This window comes from Halorubrum sp. Ea8 (genome assembly GCF_002252925.1).
Taxonomy (GTDB): domain Archaea; phylum Halobacteriota; class Halobacteria; order Halobacteriales; family Haloferacaceae; genus Halorubrum.
This window is the reverse complement of sequence record NZ_NHPF01000068.1, coordinates 111122-127734: the sequence shown is the minus strand read 5'-3', so window position 1 is coordinate 127734 and position 16613 is coordinate 111122. Positions and strand designations below refer to the sequence as shown.

17 protein-coding genes are annotated in these 16613 nt (G+C 72.1%); 7 read left to right on the top strand and 10 right to left on the bottom strand.

Annotation, left to right across the window (positions count from 1 at the left end; all coding sequences use genetic code 11):
- From mutL to DJ74_RS06315, 3 genes are all read left to right on the top strand, one after another.
- Positions 1 to 2281 (top strand): DNA mismatch repair endonuclease MutL (gene mutL, locus DJ74_RS06325; RefSeq protein WP_094526711.1); only part of this gene is annotated, 2281 nt, incomplete at its 5' end.
- A 76-nt stretch (positions 2282 to 2357) separates the two neighbouring features.
- Positions 2358 to 3518: a 3-ketoacyl-CoA thiolase gene (locus DJ74_RS06320; protein ID WP_094526694.1), complete on the top strand. Its 1161-nt coding sequence runs from the start codon at positions 2358 to 2360 to the stop codon at positions 3516 to 3518.
- Positions 3515 to 3991: a hypothetical protein gene (locus tag DJ74_RS06315; protein WP_094524810.1), complete on the top strand. Its 477-nt coding sequence runs from the start codon at positions 3515 to 3517 to the stop codon at positions 3989 to 3991. The genes DJ74_RS06320 and DJ74_RS06315 overlap by 4 nt, the downstream gene beginning before the upstream one ends.
- A 27-nt stretch (positions 3992 to 4018) precedes the next feature.
- On the opposite strand, the gene DJ74_RS06310 is transcribed toward DJ74_RS06315, so the two are convergent.
- From DJ74_RS06310 to DJ74_RS06295, 4 genes are all read right to left on the bottom strand, one after another.
- Positions 4019 to 4597, bottom strand: coding sequence for a putative phosphothreonine lyase domain-containg protein (locus DJ74_RS06310; protein WP_094524809.1), 579 nt, complete (start codon positions 4595 to 4597; stop codon positions 4019 to 4021).
- Positions 4598 to 4669: 72 nt separating this feature from the next.
- On the bottom strand, positions 4670 to 5491 hold the full coding sequence (locus DJ74_RS06305) for a metallophosphoesterase (RefSeq protein WP_094526693.1): 822 nt from the start codon (positions 5489 to 5491) through the stop codon (positions 4670 to 4672).
- Positions 5491 to 7173, bottom strand: coding sequence for a hypothetical protein (locus DJ74_RS06300; RefSeq protein ID WP_094526692.1), 1683 nt, complete (start codon positions 7171 to 7173; stop codon positions 5491 to 5493). The genes DJ74_RS06305 and DJ74_RS06300 overlap by 1 nt, the downstream gene beginning before the upstream one ends.
- Positions 7170 to 8444, bottom strand: a complete 1275-nt coding sequence (locus DJ74_RS06295; protein ID WP_094524806.1) for a Single-stranded DNA binding protein — start codon at positions 8442 to 8444, stop codon at positions 7170 to 7172. The genes DJ74_RS06300 and DJ74_RS06295 overlap by 4 nt, the downstream gene beginning before the upstream one ends.
- A 155-nt stretch (positions 8445 to 8599) precedes the next feature.
- Here DJ74_RS06295 and DJ74_RS06290 point away from each other — a divergent pair, with 155 nt between their 5' ends.
- Positions 8600 to 8920, top strand: a complete 321-nt coding sequence (locus tag DJ74_RS06290; protein WP_094524805.1) for a hypothetical protein — start codon at positions 8600 to 8602, stop codon at positions 8918 to 8920.
- A gap of 27 nt (positions 8921 to 8947) precedes the next feature.
- Here the strand turns inward: DJ74_RS06290 and DJ74_RS06285 are convergent, their stop codons facing one another.
- Positions 8948 to 9976 carry a glycosyltransferase family 4 protein gene (locus DJ74_RS06285; RefSeq protein ID WP_094524804.1) on the bottom strand — a complete coding sequence of 343 codons (1029 nt, stop codon included), beginning with the start codon at positions 9974 to 9976 and terminating at the stop codon, positions 8948 to 8950.
- 132 nt (positions 9977 to 10108) lie between these two features.
- The gene (locus tag DJ74_RS06280; RefSeq protein ID WP_094524817.1) at positions 10109 to 10387 is read right to left on the bottom strand and encodes a DNA-directed RNA polymerase subunit L; all 279 of its coding nucleotides are present in this window, start codon (positions 10385 to 10387) and stop codon (positions 10109 to 10111) included.
- A 223-nt stretch (positions 10388 to 10610) separates the two neighbouring features.
- On the opposite strand from DJ74_RS06280, the gene DJ74_RS06275 reads away from it, so the two are divergent.
- The gene (locus DJ74_RS06275; protein ID WP_094524803.1) at positions 10611 to 11207 is read left to right on the top strand and encodes an N-acetyltransferase; all 597 of its coding nucleotides are present in this window, start codon (positions 10611 to 10613) and stop codon (positions 11205 to 11207) included.
- A 317-nt stretch (positions 11208 to 11524) separates the two neighbouring features.
- Here the strand turns inward: DJ74_RS06275 and DJ74_RS06270 are convergent, their stop codons facing one another.
- The 4 genes from DJ74_RS06270 to DJ74_RS06255 form a co-directional block, all read right to left on the bottom strand.
- Positions 11525 to 12172, bottom strand: a complete 648-nt coding sequence (locus tag DJ74_RS06270; RefSeq protein ID WP_094524802.1) for a 30S ribosomal protein S3ae — start codon at positions 12170 to 12172, stop codon at positions 11525 to 11527.
- Positions 12169 to 12480, bottom strand: a complete 312-nt coding sequence (locus DJ74_RS06265; protein WP_094526691.1) for a KEOPS complex subunit Pcc1 — start codon at positions 12478 to 12480, stop codon at positions 12169 to 12171. The genes DJ74_RS06270 and DJ74_RS06265 overlap by 4 nt, the downstream gene beginning before the upstream one ends.
- Positions 12477 to 13700 (bottom strand): exonuclease RecJ, encoded by a 1224-nt coding sequence (locus DJ74_RS06260; protein ID WP_094526690.1) that lies wholly within the window; start codon positions 13698 to 13700, stop codon positions 12477 to 12479. The genes DJ74_RS06265 and DJ74_RS06260 overlap by 4 nt, the downstream gene beginning before the upstream one ends.
- A 144-nt stretch (positions 13701 to 13844) precedes the next feature.
- Complete coding sequence (locus tag DJ74_RS06255) at positions 13845 to 14315, bottom strand: 30S ribosomal protein S15 (protein ID WP_094524799.1); 471 nt, start codon at positions 14313 to 14315, stop codon at positions 13845 to 13847.
- Positions 14316 to 14671: 356 nt separating this feature from the next.
- Between DJ74_RS06255 and DJ74_RS06250 the strand changes: the two genes are divergently transcribed.
- Both DJ74_RS06250 and DJ74_RS06245 read left to right on the top strand, forming a co-directional pair.
- Positions 14672 to 16333, top strand: coding sequence for a Na+/H+ antiporter NhaC family protein (locus DJ74_RS06250; RefSeq protein ID WP_094526689.1), 1662 nt, complete (start codon positions 14672 to 14674; stop codon positions 16331 to 16333).
- Entirely contained in the window at positions 16330 to 16596 is a 267-nt protein-coding gene (locus DJ74_RS06245; RefSeq protein WP_094526688.1) for a hypothetical protein, read from the top strand. The genes DJ74_RS06250 and DJ74_RS06245 overlap by 4 nt, the downstream gene beginning before the upstream one ends.
- The last annotated feature ends 17 nt before the right edge of the window (positions 16597 to 16613 follow it).

Genomic DNA, 16613 nt, shown 5'->3' with positions numbered 1-16613 from the left:
GGACGAGCGCACCGTCCAGCGCATCGCGGCCGGCGAGGTCGTCGAGCGCCCGGCGAGCGTCGTCAAGGAGCTGATCGAGAACAGCCTCGACGCCGGCGCGAGCCGGGTCGCCGTCTCGGTCGAGGCCGGCGGCACCGAGGGGGTCCGCGTCCGCGACGACGGCGTGGGCATCCCGGCGGACCAGTTGGAGGCCGCGGTCGCGGAGCACGCCACCTCGAAGATCGGCGACATCGAGGACCTCGACCGCGGGGTCGGTACCCTCGGCTTCCGCGGCGAGGCGCTGTACACCGTCGGCGCGGTCTCGCGGCTCACCGTCCGGTCGCGTCCTCCGGGCGCCGACGCGGGCGCCGAGGTCACGGTCGAAGGCGGCGACGTCGGCGAGGTGCGCCCGGCGGGCTGTCCCGAGGGGACGACCGTCGAGGTGACGGACCTCTTTTATAACACCCCCGCCCGCAAGAAGTTCCTCAAGCGGACGGCCACCGAGTTCGACCGGGTCAACACGGTCGTCACCGGCTACGCGCTCGCGAACCCCGGCGTCGCCGTCTCGCTGGAGCACGACGGCCGCGAGACGTTCGCCACCGAGGGGAACGGCGACCTCCGGTCGGCCGTGCTGTCCGTGTACGGCCGCGAGGTCGCGGAGGCGATGGTCGACGTGGAGTGGGAGCCGGAGGGCGACGCGGCGGACTCCGCCGCACCCGACGATCCCCCGGTCCGCCGCGTCACCGGCCTCGTCTCCCACCCGGAGACGACGCGCTCGACCCGCGAGTACCTCGCCACCTACGTCAACGACCGGTACGTCACCGCGAGCGCGCTCCGCGAGGCGGTGTTGGAGGCGTACGGCGGGCAGCTCGCGCCCGACCGCTACCCCTTCGCGGTGCTGTTCGTCGAGGTGCCGCCCGGCGACGTCGACGTGAACGTCCACCCGCGCAAGCTGGAGGTCCGGTTCGACGAGGAACCGGCCGTGCGCGCCGCCGTGGAGGCGGCGGTCGAGGGGGCGCTGCTCGACCACGGACTGGTCCGCTCGACCGCGCCGCGGGGGCAGTCGGCGCCGGACCAGACCGAGATCAGCCCCGAGGGCCCGGAGGCCGAGGCCGTCGGCGGCGCCGGGACCGACCACGAGCGCGCGGCGCTCGGCGACCGCGACGGCCGAAGCGGCGATGACCGAAGCGACGACGGCCGAAGCGCTGACGGCGTCGAGAGCGCCGACGCCGCGGCCGGCGCATCCGAGCTGGACCCGACCGACGAGGACGCGTGGGCGGTCGGCGACGTGAGCTCTGACCCCGCCACCGACCCGGACCCGTCCCCGGCCGACCGGCCGTCGCCGCGGAGCTGGCAGTCGACGCCGGACGACGCCGAGGGCGACTCGGGAGACGAGGGCGGAAGCGCGGCCGCGACCGAGACCGACGCGAAAGAGGCGGACGGGCTCGGTCGATTCGACGACTCGGGAGCCGCTGTCACCGACGACGCCGCCACCGGTTCCGCGTCGGACTCCGACGTCGACCCCACGGCCGACCCCGGCACCGACTCCGTCACGGACGGCGCCGCCGCTGCGCCGAACGAGCGACGAGAACCGGCGACGGAGGCGGCGGCCGAGCCGCGTCCGACTCCGACCGCCCAGCGGACCCTCGCCGGCGACACCACCGAGGCCGCGGAGCGGACCTTCGACTCGCTCCCGTCGCTTCGGGTGCTCGGGCAGCTCCACGACACCTACGTCGTCGCGGAGGCGCCGGACGGGCTCGTGCTGATCGACCAGCACGCGGCCGACGAGCGAGTGAACTACGAGCGCCTGCGGGAGGCGTTCGCCGACGGCGCCGACGCGCAGGCGCTCGCGGAGCCGGTCCGCGTCGAACTCACCGCGCGGGAGGCGGCGCTGTTCGACGACTTCGCAGAGGACCTCGCGGAGATCGGGTTCCGCGCCGAGCGGGCGGGCGACCGCGAGGTGGTCGTCGAATCGGTCCCGGCCGTCTTCGACGCCGCGCTGGACCCTGACCTCCTCCGGAACGTCCTCTCCGCGTTCGTCGACGACGCGGCCGCGGGCGACGAGCCGGTGACCGACGTCGTCGACGAACTGCTCGCGGACCTGGCGTGTTACCCCTCCGTGACCGGGAACACCTCGCTGACGGAGGGGCGGGTCGTCGACCTGCTCGACCGGCTCGACGCCTGCGAGAACCCGTACGCCTGCCCCCACGGGCGTCCGGTCGTGATCCGACTCGACCGCGAGGAGATCGGATCGCGGTTCGAGCGCGACTACCCCGGTCACGCCGGCCGGCGCGCGGAGTGACCCGCCCGCGGGACCCCTCACCGCCCCGGCGACCGCAGAGAGGTACGCTTTAGGCGAGCGCCGTGGACGCATCGGTATGGAACGCGTAGCGGTAATCGGCGCGTCGATGACCCAGTTCGGGCAGCGCGACGCTTGGGTGCAGGAGCTGTTGGCCGAGGCGGGCGCGGCCGCGCTCGACGACGCCGGCATCGACGGCGGCGACCTCGATCACCTGTACGTCTCGAACATGGCCAGCGGCGAGTTCGAGGGACAGACCGGCGTCCCGAACGCGCTCGCTCACGACTTGGCGGCCACGGGAGCGTACACCGCTCGGATCGACCAGACCTCCTCCTCGGGGGGCGCGGGCGTGTACGCCGCGTGGCAGTCGGTCGCCTCCGGCGCGAGCGACGTCACGATGCTCGTCGGCGGCGAGAAGATGACCCACCGGACGACCTCGGAGGCGACCGACGTGATCGCGTCGCTCACGCACCCGGTCGAGTACAAACACGGCGTCACGCTCCCCTCGTTCGCGGGGCTCACCGCCCGCCTGTACCTCGACGAGTACGACGCGCCCCGCGAGAGTCTCGGGAAGGTCGCGGTGAAGAATCACCGGAACGGCGTGGACAACCCCCACGCGCAGTTTCAGAAGGAGGTCGACCTCGACACGGTGCTCGGTTCGCCGGTCGTCGCCGACCCCCTCCGGTTGTACGACTTCTGTCCGATCACGGACGGCTCCGCGGCGCTCGCGTTCTGTCCCGAGTCCGTCGCCCAGGAGTACGTCCCCGAAGACGAGTACGCGGTGATCTCCGGAATCGGCGGCGCGACCGACACCCACGTCGTCCACGAGCGCGCGGACCCGACGACGATGGGCGGCGTCGTCGACTCCTCGGAGATCGCGTACGAGATGGCCGGCGTCGGACCCGACGACGTCGACGTCGCTGAGCTCCACGACATGTTCACCATCCTCGAGTTCCTCCAGAGCGAGGACCTCGGCTTCTTCGAGAAGGGCGAGGGGTGGAAGGCGGTCGAGGAGGGCGTCACCGACCGCGACGGTGACCTCCCGATCAACACCTCCGGCGGGCTCAAATCGAAGGGCCACCCGCTCGGGGCCAGCGGCGTCGCACAGGTGTACGAGATATATCAGCAGGTCACCGGGAACGCCGGTCCGCGGCAGGTCGAGGCCGACACGGGGCTCGCCTGCAACGTCGGCGGGTTCGGGAACTGCGTGACCACCGCGATCCTGGAGGGAGGACGATGAGCGACCACGAGACAAGCGACACCGACGACGCGACCGGTAGCGACGGGAAACGGGGCGCCGAACCGACCTTCGAGGCGGCGGAGTACGCGGACGGAACGGTCACGTATCCGCCTCACACCGTGAGCCCGAACGGCGCCGAGCGCGTCGGGACGGTCGACCTCCGCGAGTACGAGGCCCGGATCGTCACGTGGACGATGTCGACGGCGACTCCGCCGGGCGTCCGCGAGCCGAACACCCTCGCGATCGTCGAGTTCGACATGGGCGACGAGTACGACGGCCCGGTGGTGCGCGCGCTCGGGCAGGTGGCCGAGCGCGGGGGCGCGGACGACGCCGGTGAGCCGGGCGACGTCGAGGTCGACATCGGCGACCGCGTCGAACCCGTCTACGCCGACGACCTCAGGGAGCCGGGCGCGGGGATCCGCGAGCCGGCGAGCCAGGACTGGGACGGCTTCCGGTTCCGACCGGTCGAGTGATCCGTCGCCCCGTCTCGTAACGGCGTTTCAGGCCCGGAACCGCGACGCCTCCGAGTCGGTGAGTCCGCCGAGGCGCGCCTCGTGGGCCCCGTCAAGCGTGTACACGTCGGGGCGGTACCGGATCTCCTCGGTCACCCCGTGGGCCTCCCCGAGCCGTCGGCGGACGCGGTCGACGTCCTCCCGGTCGAAGTAGTTCGGAGTGAACACGAGCACGGCGTGGTCCGCCTCGCCGAAGGCCTCGCGGCCCGCCCGCGTCGTGACCTTCGCGTCCCAGAACCGCTCGGCCGCGACGTCGTCGACCACCGCCTCCCAGAGGTCGTCGACCGTCTCCGCCGGTCGCTCGACGAGCCACTTCCCGCTCAGATAGGTCGTTTCGAGCGCGAGTCGGTCGGCGTCGGCGACGGTCTCACCGTCTGCCGGGAGCGTCGTCCGCCCTCCGTCGTCGACCGACGGCAGGTCCGCCTCCGTCGTCGCCGCGGGCCGCGTCACGCCGTGTCTCGGGAAGTAGCCGTCGCGGGCGTTCCGCGGGAACCCCGTCACGTGCTTGACCCGGAGCCAGTGCCACCCCGCCTCGTCGATCTCGGTCGGCGCGCGATCGGTGACCATGTCCCTGCTTCCGTGCCCCGAGAGAAAACGCTCCCGCCGAGAGAGACCGGGCCGCCCGAGCGGCCGCCGTCCTCAGAGACGCCGGAAGTCGCCGAGCCGCGTCCCGTTCAGGAGGTACGCGTCGCCGGCCGGCAGCGCGTCCGGGAGGAACGGCGCGAGGAACGACTGCCCGTCGACGTTGACCCACGTCCCGCCGGAGCGCTCGTTGAACGCCGGGAAGACGATGAGCTCGGGCGGGTCTTCGGGAGCGGCCGCCGCCGATTCGTCGTCTCCGACGAACGCGGCCGGATCGAGCCGGCCACGGAGCCAGGCGCGTTCGACGCGAGAGCCGCCGACGGAGTCCTCCAGCCGCACTTGCGGGTGTTCGTGGCCCATGCACACCACGTCGGCGTCGAGCAGCGCCGGGTCGGGCCAGGTGTGGCCGTGGAGGACGGCGACGCCGCCGGTCCGGCGTCGCCTCGCTTCGTCGCCGCCGTCGCCGACCCCGCCGAGAAGCCCGCCGCCGGCACCGATCACGTCGAGGTCGTCGGCGAACGCCTCCGCGACCCCCGCGTCGTGGTTCCCCTCGACGAGCGTCATCGGGACCCTGTCGGTCACCGCTCGGATCAGGGTCTCCAGCTCCTCGCGCTCCTCGCCCTCCGGCGCCGCGATGCGGTGCGCGAGGTCGCCGAGGACGACGAGCCGGTCGGCGTCGGTCTCCGCGAGGAGGTCAGAGAGGCGCTCCCGGCGCTCGTCGGCTCGGTCGTCGAGCTCGACGCCGCGCTCGTAACGGAGGCCGACCTCGATGCCGGCGTGGACGTCGGCGACGAGCAGCGCGCGCTCGCCGCTGAGGTCGGCCACCGCGGCGGGCTCGCCGACGACCGGCTCGACGCCAGGCGACGCGCCCCGCGCCATCAGATCGGCTTGAGCACGCCGTCGCCGGGCTCGTAGCACTTCCCGCTCATCAGCGCGTCCTGGATCGCGTCCTCGACCGCGTCCGCGGCGACGCCGTGTCCGTCGACCACGCGGTCGACGACCGCCTCGCGGTCGGCACCGTCGCCGTCGTCGAGCGCGCCCATGGCATCGATGACGGCGTCCTCCAGGTCGACGTCCTCGCCGCCGTCGTCCGATCCATCGTCCGATCCGTCGGCCGCGTCCGTCTCGTCGCCTCCGGCCGCCCCACCGGTCGCGTCGTCATCCGCCTCCGCTTCGACGGGGTCGGCGTCGAGGTCGGCCGCCGCGGCGTCTTCCGGCGTCTCCTGTAGCTCCTCTGGGTCCGGCACGTCGATGTCGGCCTCCCCGGGCTCGTCGACCTCGGAGCCGGTCGCGAAGTCGGTGCCGAACTCGGACTCGATCTCCTCGCGCTCCGTCTCGTCGAGCTCGTACATCTCGTCGCCCGCGGCGCCGACGTCGTCCGAGCCCGCCGGGGCCTCCGCGTCGTCGGCCCCCTCGTCGACGTCGATGGGCTCCTCGGCGTCGATGTCGGCCTCGCCGGCGTCGATGTCGGACTCCCCGTCGCCGGTCTCGAAGTCGCCGAGTCCGCCCTCTCCGACGTCGGAGGCGGCGGACGCCGCGGTGTCGTCGCTCGCGTCGGTCTCGTCGACATCCGCCGTGCCGCTCTCGGCCGATGTGGTCGCGTCGCTTTCCGTGGAGGTGGTCGCGTCGCTCTCGGCGGGGGTGGTCGCAACCGTCTCGCTCTCCGAGACATCGGTCGCGCCGACCTCCTCGACCGAGTCGGCCTCGTCGCCGGCGTCGGCCGCGGTCCCGGTCGCGTCGACCGGCGCCGCCCCGGCCTCAGCGGTCGCTTCGGCCTCGACGCCCGCCTCGTCGGCTTCCGACGGCGCCGCGGCCCCGGTCGGGGCCTCGATCGTCACGTCGGTCTCCGGGAGCGCGCCGATGTCGCTCTCGCCGCCGGCGTCCGGGGCGAGGTCGAGCGTCCGGACCTCGTCGCGGTCGCCGGCGATCAGCTCCAGCGCGTCGACGGCGAGGCGCCGGACCGCCTCGACGTACGCCGTCGAGGTGTCGTAGTGGTCGATCGCCTTCGGGATCCCCGCCGCGAGCGACGCGGGCGCGCCGCCCGATTCGAGGGCCGCGCGGAGCTCGTCGCCGCGGAGGTCGGCGTCGAGGGCCTCGGCGAAGACGGCGAGGCGGTCCAGCGTCGCCTCCGCGGCGGAGACGACCCAGCGGTCGCGGGTGTCCCCGTCGACCTCGTTCAGGCTCTCGGGCCGGACGGAGGTGAACACGCGGTCGGAGTCCTCCGGCTCGAAGGTGCGCGCCTTCCCCGTGAGCGCGACGAACGACGGCGGGTCGGCGCGCTCTAAGAACGCCTGCGCCTCTGGCTGGTACTGGCCGGCGTAGGTGACGAAGGCGCCGGAGGGGTCGACGACGCGCCCGCGGCGCGTCTCGTCGTTCACGCGCTCGACTTCGGTGAGCACGCCGGCGACGAACAGGCGGTTCACGCGCTCTCCCGTCGGCGTGACCACGTAGTTCGGGGCGCGCTCCTCGTCGCTCTCGGAGTAGGAGAGGGAGGCGTCGTCGAACTCGGCGGCGAACACCCGGCGGGCGACCTCGCGGGCGCCCGGCCCGTCGTCGCTCATTCGGCCACCTCCGCGAGCGCGGCTCTGGCGTGCTCGGCCGGGTCGTCGTCCGCGAGTTCGAACTCGACCGCGTCGAGGTTGGCGCCGTAGTCGTCGACCGAGAGGTTGCCGCGGACGCGGTAGGCGCGCCCGACGAGCGAGTCGGCGATCTCCTCGGCGACGACCTCCTTGTCCATCGCCTCTTTCGCGGCGTCGAGGGCGTCGTCGAGGCCGCCGCCGTACACTTCCGCGGTGAGCTCGTCGTCGAGCACGACGGTGACGGTGTCGGTGCCGTCGTCGAGGATCGCCTTCACGCGCAGGTCGTCCTCGCCGTCCACGTCGCCGTGGCTCCGGCACTGACCGTTCTGGACCACGCGGCCGCACTCCGGGCAGCGCTCGATGAGCCCGGAACCGTCGCGGATCTCCAAGACGTTCCCGACGACTTCGACGTCGAACATCCCGCCCGAGTCGACCGCCTCGCCGACCGAGAGGCGGGGGGCGTCCTCGGCGACCTCGACCGGGTCGGGAAGCGGCGTCACCGTCGAGAACTCCGTGAGGTTGAGCGAGGGGACGCCGCGGAACTCGCGGACGTACACGTCCTCGATCCGGAGGTCGGCGCCCGGCTCCATCTCGGGCCGCGGCTGCCAGTCGGTGAAGGGGAGCCTCGCGGTCGCGTCGCCGACGACGCCCTCGAGGATATCGGTCTCGCCGTCGCGCCCGGAGATCGTCTTCTCGTCGACCTCCAGCACGCGGACCTCGACGTTGCGCCCGCGGTCGCCCGCGCTGATGTCGACGAGGTTCCGGTCGCCGCCGACCTCGCGGTCGACATCGACCGGCTCGTCCGCGATGGCGACGGTGGTGGAGTCGTTGAGGTTGAGCTCCGGCTCGCCCTCCCACTCCCGGACGCCGGCGTTGCCGATCGTCAGCGAGTCGCCGGGCTCGAACCCGAAGTCCTGCCAGGCGGTGTAGGAGATGACGCCCGTCTCGTCGGCGACCTCGCCCTCGCGGATCGTGAGGTCGTCGCCCTGGTACCGGATCGTTCGGGTCCCCTGCGTGAGCACCTTGACGGTGACCGTCACGCCGTCGTTGTCGGTGGTGATCTCGCCCACGTCGACCGCGTCCGGCGTCGGCGTCGAACCCCCGCCGCCGCCACCGTGTTTTCGCCGGACGCTCTGTTTCGCCTCGTCGATCGGGACGCTGTACTCCAGCAGGTTCTCCAGGTCGGCTTTGACCTCCTCTTTGTCGACGCCGAGGTCGGAGGCGAGCTCCTCGGCATGGCTGTTGACGTCCATCGAAGTCGACTTCGACGCGACCGCACAAAAGGATTCACCACCCGGGAACGGTCGGGGGGCGCGGGGCGACACGGTCGGTCCGCTCGAAGTGTCCCCGGCGACGGGCGGGCGCTCGCGCCGGTACTGCTAAACCGTCCCCGTTCGCAACGTGAGACATGGACGAGATAGACGTCGACGCGCGCGTCACGGGGGAACGAACCGTCATCGACGTGACCGGGACCCGCGACGTCGCGGTCGTCGTCCGCTCCGACGGCGGCGAGCGGATCTACCTCCCACCCGAGAGCTTCGACGAGCCCGTGTCGGGGTCGCCGTACACCTCGCCGTATCAGGGTGCGAGCGGAGTCGACGGCGAGGAGAGCCCGTACGGCGGCACTTCCGGCAGCACCCGCGGCGTGGTCGAGACGGCCGAGGGGTTCCGTATCAGCCACCCCGAGCCGGCGACCGAGTTCGACGTGTACCGCCGCGACGAGGAGTAGGCCGGATCGAGAGGGTCGGACCGCGCTCTACGCCACGTCCTCGTACACCGCCAGCGTGTCCTCCGCCACGTCCAGCCACTCCCGACGCTCGTACTGCGGCGGCTCCTCGCGGTCGAGCGCCTCGATGAGGCCGTCGACGATCGACTCCGAGTCCGTCTCGACCTCCACGAGACAGCCGTCGGGGAGCACCTCGGCGACGCCCGATGGCGTCGCGACGACCTGCGTCCCCGCCTCCAGCGCCTCCGTGATCGTGATCCCGAACGGCTCCGCGTACGAGGGGGAGACGAACGCGTCCGAGGCGGCGTAGTAGTCGCCCAGTTCCGCCTCGGGGACGTAGCCGACGAACTCGACGCGGTCCTCGATACCGAGGAGCTCAGCGAAGCGCTTCAGCTGCTCCGTCTGGTGGCCCGACCCGCCGACGACGAGGGTGACGTCGCGCCCGCGGAGCTTCTTCATCGCGTACAGCAGGTGGGAGATCCCCTTCTGGTCGGTGTGTCTGCCGACGAAGAACAGCATCTCGCCGTCGATATCGAGGTCCTCACGGACGTCCTTGCCCGAGAACTTCGGCGTCGAGAAGCCGTTGTACACGACGCGGGAGTCGGCGTCGTACAGCTCTTTGATGTCCCCGCGGACGATCTCGCTGACGGCGATGTTCGTGTCGGCGGCGTTCGCGAGCCGGCGCTCGGTCTCGACCTCGCGCGTGGGGGGGTCGATGTTGCGGTCGCTCGCCAGCGAGTGGAAAGACGAGACCCACGTCGCGTCCGACGCGCGGGCGGCCTGCCGCCCCGGCGCGTAGCCGAACCAGTCGTGCGTGTGGATCACGTCGTGGTCGGGCGCCAGCTCGGCGAACCGGTCGCTGAGGCGCTCGATGCGGGCGGCGATGTCTCCGTCGCCCGTCTCCACGGGTTCGAGGCCCGGCTCGTCGTCCGGCGCGAACTCGGCAGGCAACACGAGAGTGGCCTCCACCCCGAGGTCGTCGCGGAGCCCGGAGAACAGTTCGCCGACGTGGACGTCGAGCCCGCCGGTGATGTTCGGCGGGTACCCCCATCCCAGCATGAGTACGCTCGGTGGCATACCTGCCCGTTTCTGGAGTCGGCACTTAGGTATGCCCCTCGTCCGGCGGAGCGAGCGGCTTCGAGGCGGCGGAACGAGACGAAAAGACGCTCGGGGGTCGCGGAAAAAACCGGTTCAGGCGGCTCGCACGGCGTCGCGCAGCGCGCCCGTCCGGTCGGTGATCGCCGCCGCGGCGTCGGCGAGCAGGTCGAGCGGGTCGTCGGACTCGGACTTCACCGTCAGCACCGGCTCCGTCTGGCCGCCGGACTGTTCGGGATTCATGTCGTAGGTCGCGGCCGCGACGCCGTCCGTCTCCAGGAGGACGCCCTTCAGCACGTTCATGAACGTGTGATCCTCGCCGGCGATCTCGATGCGGAGTTCCGTGTCGGTCTTCTCGATGACCCGCAGTTCCATACTCTTGGGGTCGGGCGAGCGGCGTTTCAAGCTTTCGTCTCCCGGATATCGGAGGATGCGGACGACTCGCACGCGCCTCCAACGCGACTCGAACGCGCCCCGGCCGAGACCCGAACACGCCTCCAACGCGACCCGAACACGCCTCCAACGCGACCCGAACACGCCCCGAACGCGACCCGCGAAGAACCCGAACGCGTATGTCGCCGGCGTCGATCGACGGCATATGCGACTCCGACGACTGTCGGCCACCCGGGCCGCCGCGGCGCGGTACGTCGCCGAGCTGTGGCTCCCGTATCACCGCGACCTCGCCGAGCGCGTCGACGGGCACGCCCTCGCCGACCGGCCCGAGGGGGAGCTGATCGCCGAGGAGACCGACTTCCGGCTCGATCGACTCCGCGAGGACGACTACCGGCTCTGGGTGGTCTCGGTCGCCGCCGCCGGTGGATCGGACGAGCCGGTCGACGCCGCGGCGCTCGATTCCGAGGGGCCAGGGGCGCTCGATCCCGCGGCCCCCGCGGCTCCGGGCGTCCCCGGCCCGGACCGCGACCTTGTCGCGTTCGTCTCGACCGGCGTCGACGCCTGTCCCGTCGTGTTCGACCGCCCCGACCGGCTCGTCGTCGGGGACCTCTACGTCTCGGCGGCGTTCCGCGGCACCGGGCTCGCCGACCGACTGATGGAGCGCGCGGCGATCGACGCCCGAGAGCGGGACTGCGAGGAGCTCCGGCTCGACGTCGACGCCGACAACGAGCGGGCGCTGGCGTTCTACGAGAAACAGGGGTTCGAGGCGTACCGCGAGCGGCTGACGCGTCCCGTGGAGTGAGCGGTTGCTCGTGAAGCTTCGCTCGGTGGGTTCGGTGCTGACTCTACGATGACCTCCTCCGAAGCTCTCGTTGCGACCGCACCGCGACCTCACGCCTCCCCAGCCTCGCCGCTCGCTCCGGGCTCCCGCCGGTCGCCCACGTCGCTCACGGCGTCCCTCGCGCGTGCTCCTCGTGGCCTGTCGGCCACTCGGAGGCACGCGCCACCGCGGCTCTTCTATACGTAGGGCCGTGGCACAACGCGCCGTCCGTCTCGCGCCGGCGCCGCGGCTAGGCGATTTATAAACGGAAAAGTCGCACGGGGTCGTCTGACGGGGCGTTACTCGTCGGCGTCGACCGCCACTTCGTCGGCGTCGACGTCGACGGCGGCCTCCTCCTCGGCGGCGACCTCGCGCGGCCGCGCCTCCAGCGTCAGCTTCTGGACCTCGACGCGGCGCAGCGGGTAGATCAGCTTCGCCTCGCCGTAGATGGCCGAGGAGAGGTTCCCCTCGACGATGGCGTCGACGAACTCCACGAAGGTGCGCTCCTCGGCGGCCGCGTGGACCTTGTCGATCATGACGCGGCGGATCGCCTTCTCCTGGGAGCGGTCGGCCTTCTTGGTCGTCAGCGCCACGGGCTGGACGCGGATGCGGTAGTCGTCCGTCGTCAGCACCGTGATCGACGCCTCGACCTTGGAGGCGCCGCGGCGGACGAGCGAGCGCAGGTAGTCCCGCGTGAGCTCGTAGGTGATGAACTCGGTGTACGCCGTGTCGCTGCCGACGTCGGTGATCTTGAACGTCAGCTTGGTGTTGTTCGCGCCGGAGTCGCCGGTGAGCTCGCCGAGCGTCGTCGTGATCGTGCGGCCGACGACCTGGTCGGGCTCCTCGGCGAGGGTCTCGCCGAGCTCCTGCCGGTCGAACTGTTCGGGCGCCAGCACGGTGTACCAGCGCTTCTGTTCTCTGCTCTTGGATACGGATCGTTCGCTCATGTGTTGGTGGTGTCGCCGTTGGTGTCGGAGCGGCGCCCTCCGTCGTCGGCCGCGAGGTGCGTCCTCGCGCGCTCGACGATTCGATCTGCGACGCGTGCGTTCACGACGTGGTCGTCCACGGTCGACCGCAGTCCGCCGGTCGTCGGCCGCTCGATCGCGCACTCGATCGCGTCGCCGTCGACGCGGGTGGCCATCGAGTCGGTCTCGTCCGGGGCGAGCGCGGCGGCGACGAGGGCGGCGTCGGCGTGGGTCGTCCGGACGGTCGCCGTCCGGGTCGCCCCGTCGCCACGGGGGTCGTCCCCGCTCATAGCGCCTCCCTGAGCGCGGCGAGCGCGCCCGTGATGTCGCCGTCGGTTTCGGTTCCGCCGCCCTCACCGCCAGCGCCGACCGCGAGCCCGCCGCGCTCGGCGGTCCCCCAGCCGTCGCCGTCGAACTCGGTGGCGACCGACCGACAGGCGTCGCCGAGCCCGAGGGGCTCGACCGCCGCCGCGGCCAGCCGACCGGCCGTCTCGTCGACCGCGACGGCGACCGGCTCGGGCGACCGGAAGTCGCGGGCGAGCCGGGCGACGGTCGGGAGGACGGCGGCCGCGTCGCGCGCGGCGGCGCCGTCCTCGTCCGGGTCGCTCCCCGCGAGGTCGACGCGGACGACGACGCAGCCGTCGTACCGGCCGGTCGTCGCGGCGTTGAGCGCGCGGTGCGCCGCCAGCCCGTGGGACCGCCACGCGTCGAGCGCGGCGGTCCGCAGGTCGTCGCTCGGCTCGGGGTCGAGCGCCAGCGCGACCCCCGTTCCGGGGGCCTCGCGGGCGAGCGCCTCGAGGACGTCGGCGTAGCCGCCGACCGTCTCGAACGGGCCGTCCGCCGCGTACGGGCGCAGGGCGCGCTCGACCGCCGAGGCGGCCCGCGCGCTGCCCCCGTCCGCGTCCGCGACGTCGACGGCGACCAGCGACGCGAGGCGTCGGTGGGCGTCGTCGTCGAGGGCGGCCGGGAGCCCGAGCTCAGCGAGTGCGGCTCGCGCGCTCTCGGGGTCGCCGGAGTACGGCGTCCGGACGAGCGTCGAGGCCGCGACTCCGTCCGCGAGGTCCGCGGTCGGAATCGCGACGCCGGGTCGCCGGCGGACGCGCTCCGACGCCTCGGCGGCGTCGAGCGCGTCGCCGGAGCCGTCCGTTCCGGGGACGGAGCCGGCCGCGACGACGCCCGCGAGGGCGACGACGGGGTCCGGCTTGACGCCGAGCGCGCGCGAGACCGCGAACGCGTCCGTGCTCGCCGGGCGTCCGGCGCCCGGGATCGCGTGCGGACCGCGGGCGGCCCCGACGGTCACCGAGACGCCGTCGTCGGCGTCGCCGGGAACCGGATCGGTCGAGACTCGGACCTGGAACGGCGTGCCGACGGCTCGCAGCGCCCGGGCGAGCAGCCCCGCGGCTGCCAGCGCGTCGCCGTCGTCGGTCGCGACGAGCCGGGCGAACGGCGCGTCGGCGAGGACGTCGGCGAGGGCGTCGGGGGCGGGCGTGGCGGTCGTCGCTTCGGTCATGGGTCGGGTGGTGCTGTCGTGGATCGGTCGTGGGCGGTTCGTCGGTCGCGGGCGGTTCGTCGGTCGCGGGCGGTTCGTCGCCCGTTCAGCGCGTCGCGTCGTCTTCGGTTCCGCGTCGGTTCCTCGGAGCGTCGCGCGGCGTCGTTACTCGTCGCCGACCAGTTCGGCGGCGCGCTCGTAGGTGTACGTGAACTCCTCGTCGATCTCGTCGCCGCGGTAGTAGTTCGCGAGGCGGCGGATCTTCGACTCGGTGTTCTGGAGCGCGCGCTTGTTCTGGTAGTCCTGGCCGTTCTCCGCCATGTGCTCGCGGAGGCGGACGGCGCGTTCCATCAGCTTGCGGAGGTCCTCGGGGTACTCCGCGGCGGCGTCGTGCTCCTCGAGGATCTCGGTGAGCTTCTTGCCGGTCGCCAGCTTCACGTCGGGGACCGGAACGCCCTTGACGCCCTCGTCACGCAGCTTGAGGCCGATGACGCTGGGGTCGTGGCCCTGCTCCGCCAGTTCGACGACGCGGGACTCGATGTCCTCGGCGTCGACGTCGCTCCACTCCGGATTCTCGTCCGTCGCCGGCTTGTCCGAACCGGACGAACCGCGACGGCGCGTGTGCATTCGTGCCATTGTCTGAAATTGGAACGGCACAACCACAACGTGACCGCGGCTCCGCGCGGCGCGGCTGTCGAGGGCTCGCATCGAGCGAGCGGTCCCGCGGTCCGATCCGCGCGAGCGGACCGGCCCGAGCCGCGACGCCGGAGGCGTCGGTGCACTGCTACATTCCCAAGCCGCGGGCGAAGAGGCCCCGGCGCGTCGGATCTGCAGCTGTGCTGTTCCCATCCATGACCTCGCCGCCGGGGTTCTTAAGGGTGTTCTTGTGGACCGCGACGCGTCCGGGACGGAATCGACCGACCGTCTGGCACGCGGCGTGAGAAAGGAGGATTTAGGTGGGTCGTCGGTCACCGGCCGCGTAGGAACGTCACATGATCGATCCACAAGACGACGATTCGGCGGATCGCGTCGACGACGAACCCCCCGATGAACCGCCCGACGACGTCCAGCCGGACCGCGTACCGCCGGACGGTGCACCGCCGAGCGGCGGTCGCGAGTCGGCCGGCGACCCGGTCCTCGTCGCCGACGGCGGGTTCGGCGACGAGTCCGGAGCGACGAACGAGCCCCGGATCAGCTTCTACGGCGGGAAGTGGGCGAGCACGATCCCGCTCGCCTTCTTCATCGTCTGGGCCATCTTCCAGAGCGGCGTCCTCGGGATCGGCGACACGAACGGCCTCGTCATCGGCGCGCTCGTCGGGACTATCCTCGGGATGTTCTTCGCGCGAGGCGACTGGAAGACGTACGCCGACACCATCTTCGAGGGGATGACCCAGCGCGTCGCCGCGACCGCGATCGTGGCGTGGCTGTGGGCCGGCATGTTCGCCGACACCCTGCAGGTCGGCGGATTCGTAGAGGGGCTCATCTTCGCCGCGAACGCGTTGAACGTCGGCGCGGCGACCTTCCCGGCGGCCGCGTTCGTCCTCTGCGGCCTGCTCGCGACCGGGATCGGGACGGGGTACGGGGCCACCATCGCGTTCGTCACCCTGTTCTTCCCGGCCGGCGTGCTGATCGGCGCGAACCCGGTGCTGCTGTTCGCCGCGATCCTGTCTGGCGCGGTGTTCGGAGACAACCTCGCGCCCGTCAGCGACACGACGATCGTGAGCGCGGTGACGCAGGACGCCGACATCGGCGGCGTCGTCGCCTCGCGGTTCAAGTACGCGATCGCGGCGGCGATCCCCGCCTTCGCCGCGTACCTGATCGCGGGGTCGATCATGTCCGGCGTGAGTCTGGAGGGTGCCGTCGCGCTCCGCGAATCCGCGAACGCACTCGGGCTGGTCCACCTGGTCTCGATGGGAACCGTCATCCTCACGGCGGTCGCCGGGCGTCACATCGTCGAGGCGATCTCGTGGGGACTCGTCGTCGCCGTCGCGTTCAACCTCGCGTTCGGCCTCTCGTCGGTGAGCGACGTCCTCGTGTTCACGGTGCCCGAGGCCGGAACGTTCAGTTCGCTCCCGTTCGTCGCGGTCGGCGAAACGGCGGGCGTGGGCGGGAGTCTGTACACGGGCGCGACCGGGTTTTTCCCGCTCATCGTGCTGACCCTCCTGATCGTGGCGATGGCGCAGATCATGATCCGCGGCGGCGGGTTCGCGGCGATTCAGGAGTTCCTGCTCAACTCCGTCGCGACCAACGTCCGCCGCGCTGAACTGACGATGGTCCTCGGCACGGCGACGATCAACGGAATGATCACGATCAACACGGCCGCGGAGATCGCGATCGCGCCGTACATCGCGCGGATCGGCGAGAAGTTCAACATCAACGGCTACCGGCGCGCGAACATCTTGGACGCCAACACCTCGGCGCTCGGGTACATCTTCCCGTGGGCCGGCGGCGTCCTCGTCGGCTACCAGGTGATGGTCGGACCCGGCGGGCTCGGCGAGCAGTACGGGGCGGAGATGGTCGTCAACCCGATCGAGGTGGTGCCGTACGTGTTCCACGGCTGGTTCCTCGTCATCGTCTTCCTGCTGGCCGCGATCACCGGCTTCGGGCGGGAGTACATCCCCGACCGGATCTCCGAGGAGGTGTCGCGCGCATGAGCCGCTTCGAGAAGTTCCTCGCCGGGTGGTCGTTCCGGGGGTCGACACCCGACTACGAGCCCGGCGACGTGCTCGAGGTGATGGTCACCGGCGACGCGGGCGGCGAGACGGTCGCCCGCATCGGCGACTCGACGCTCCGGATCGAGGACGCGCCCGACGACGCCGTAAACACTCGCATTCGGGTCGCGGTCGAGACGTGGGACGAGACGGCCCACCGCGGCACCGGAATCTACCGCGAGACGGTCGGCGGGAGCGCGTTCTGACCGCCCCGGACCGGGGC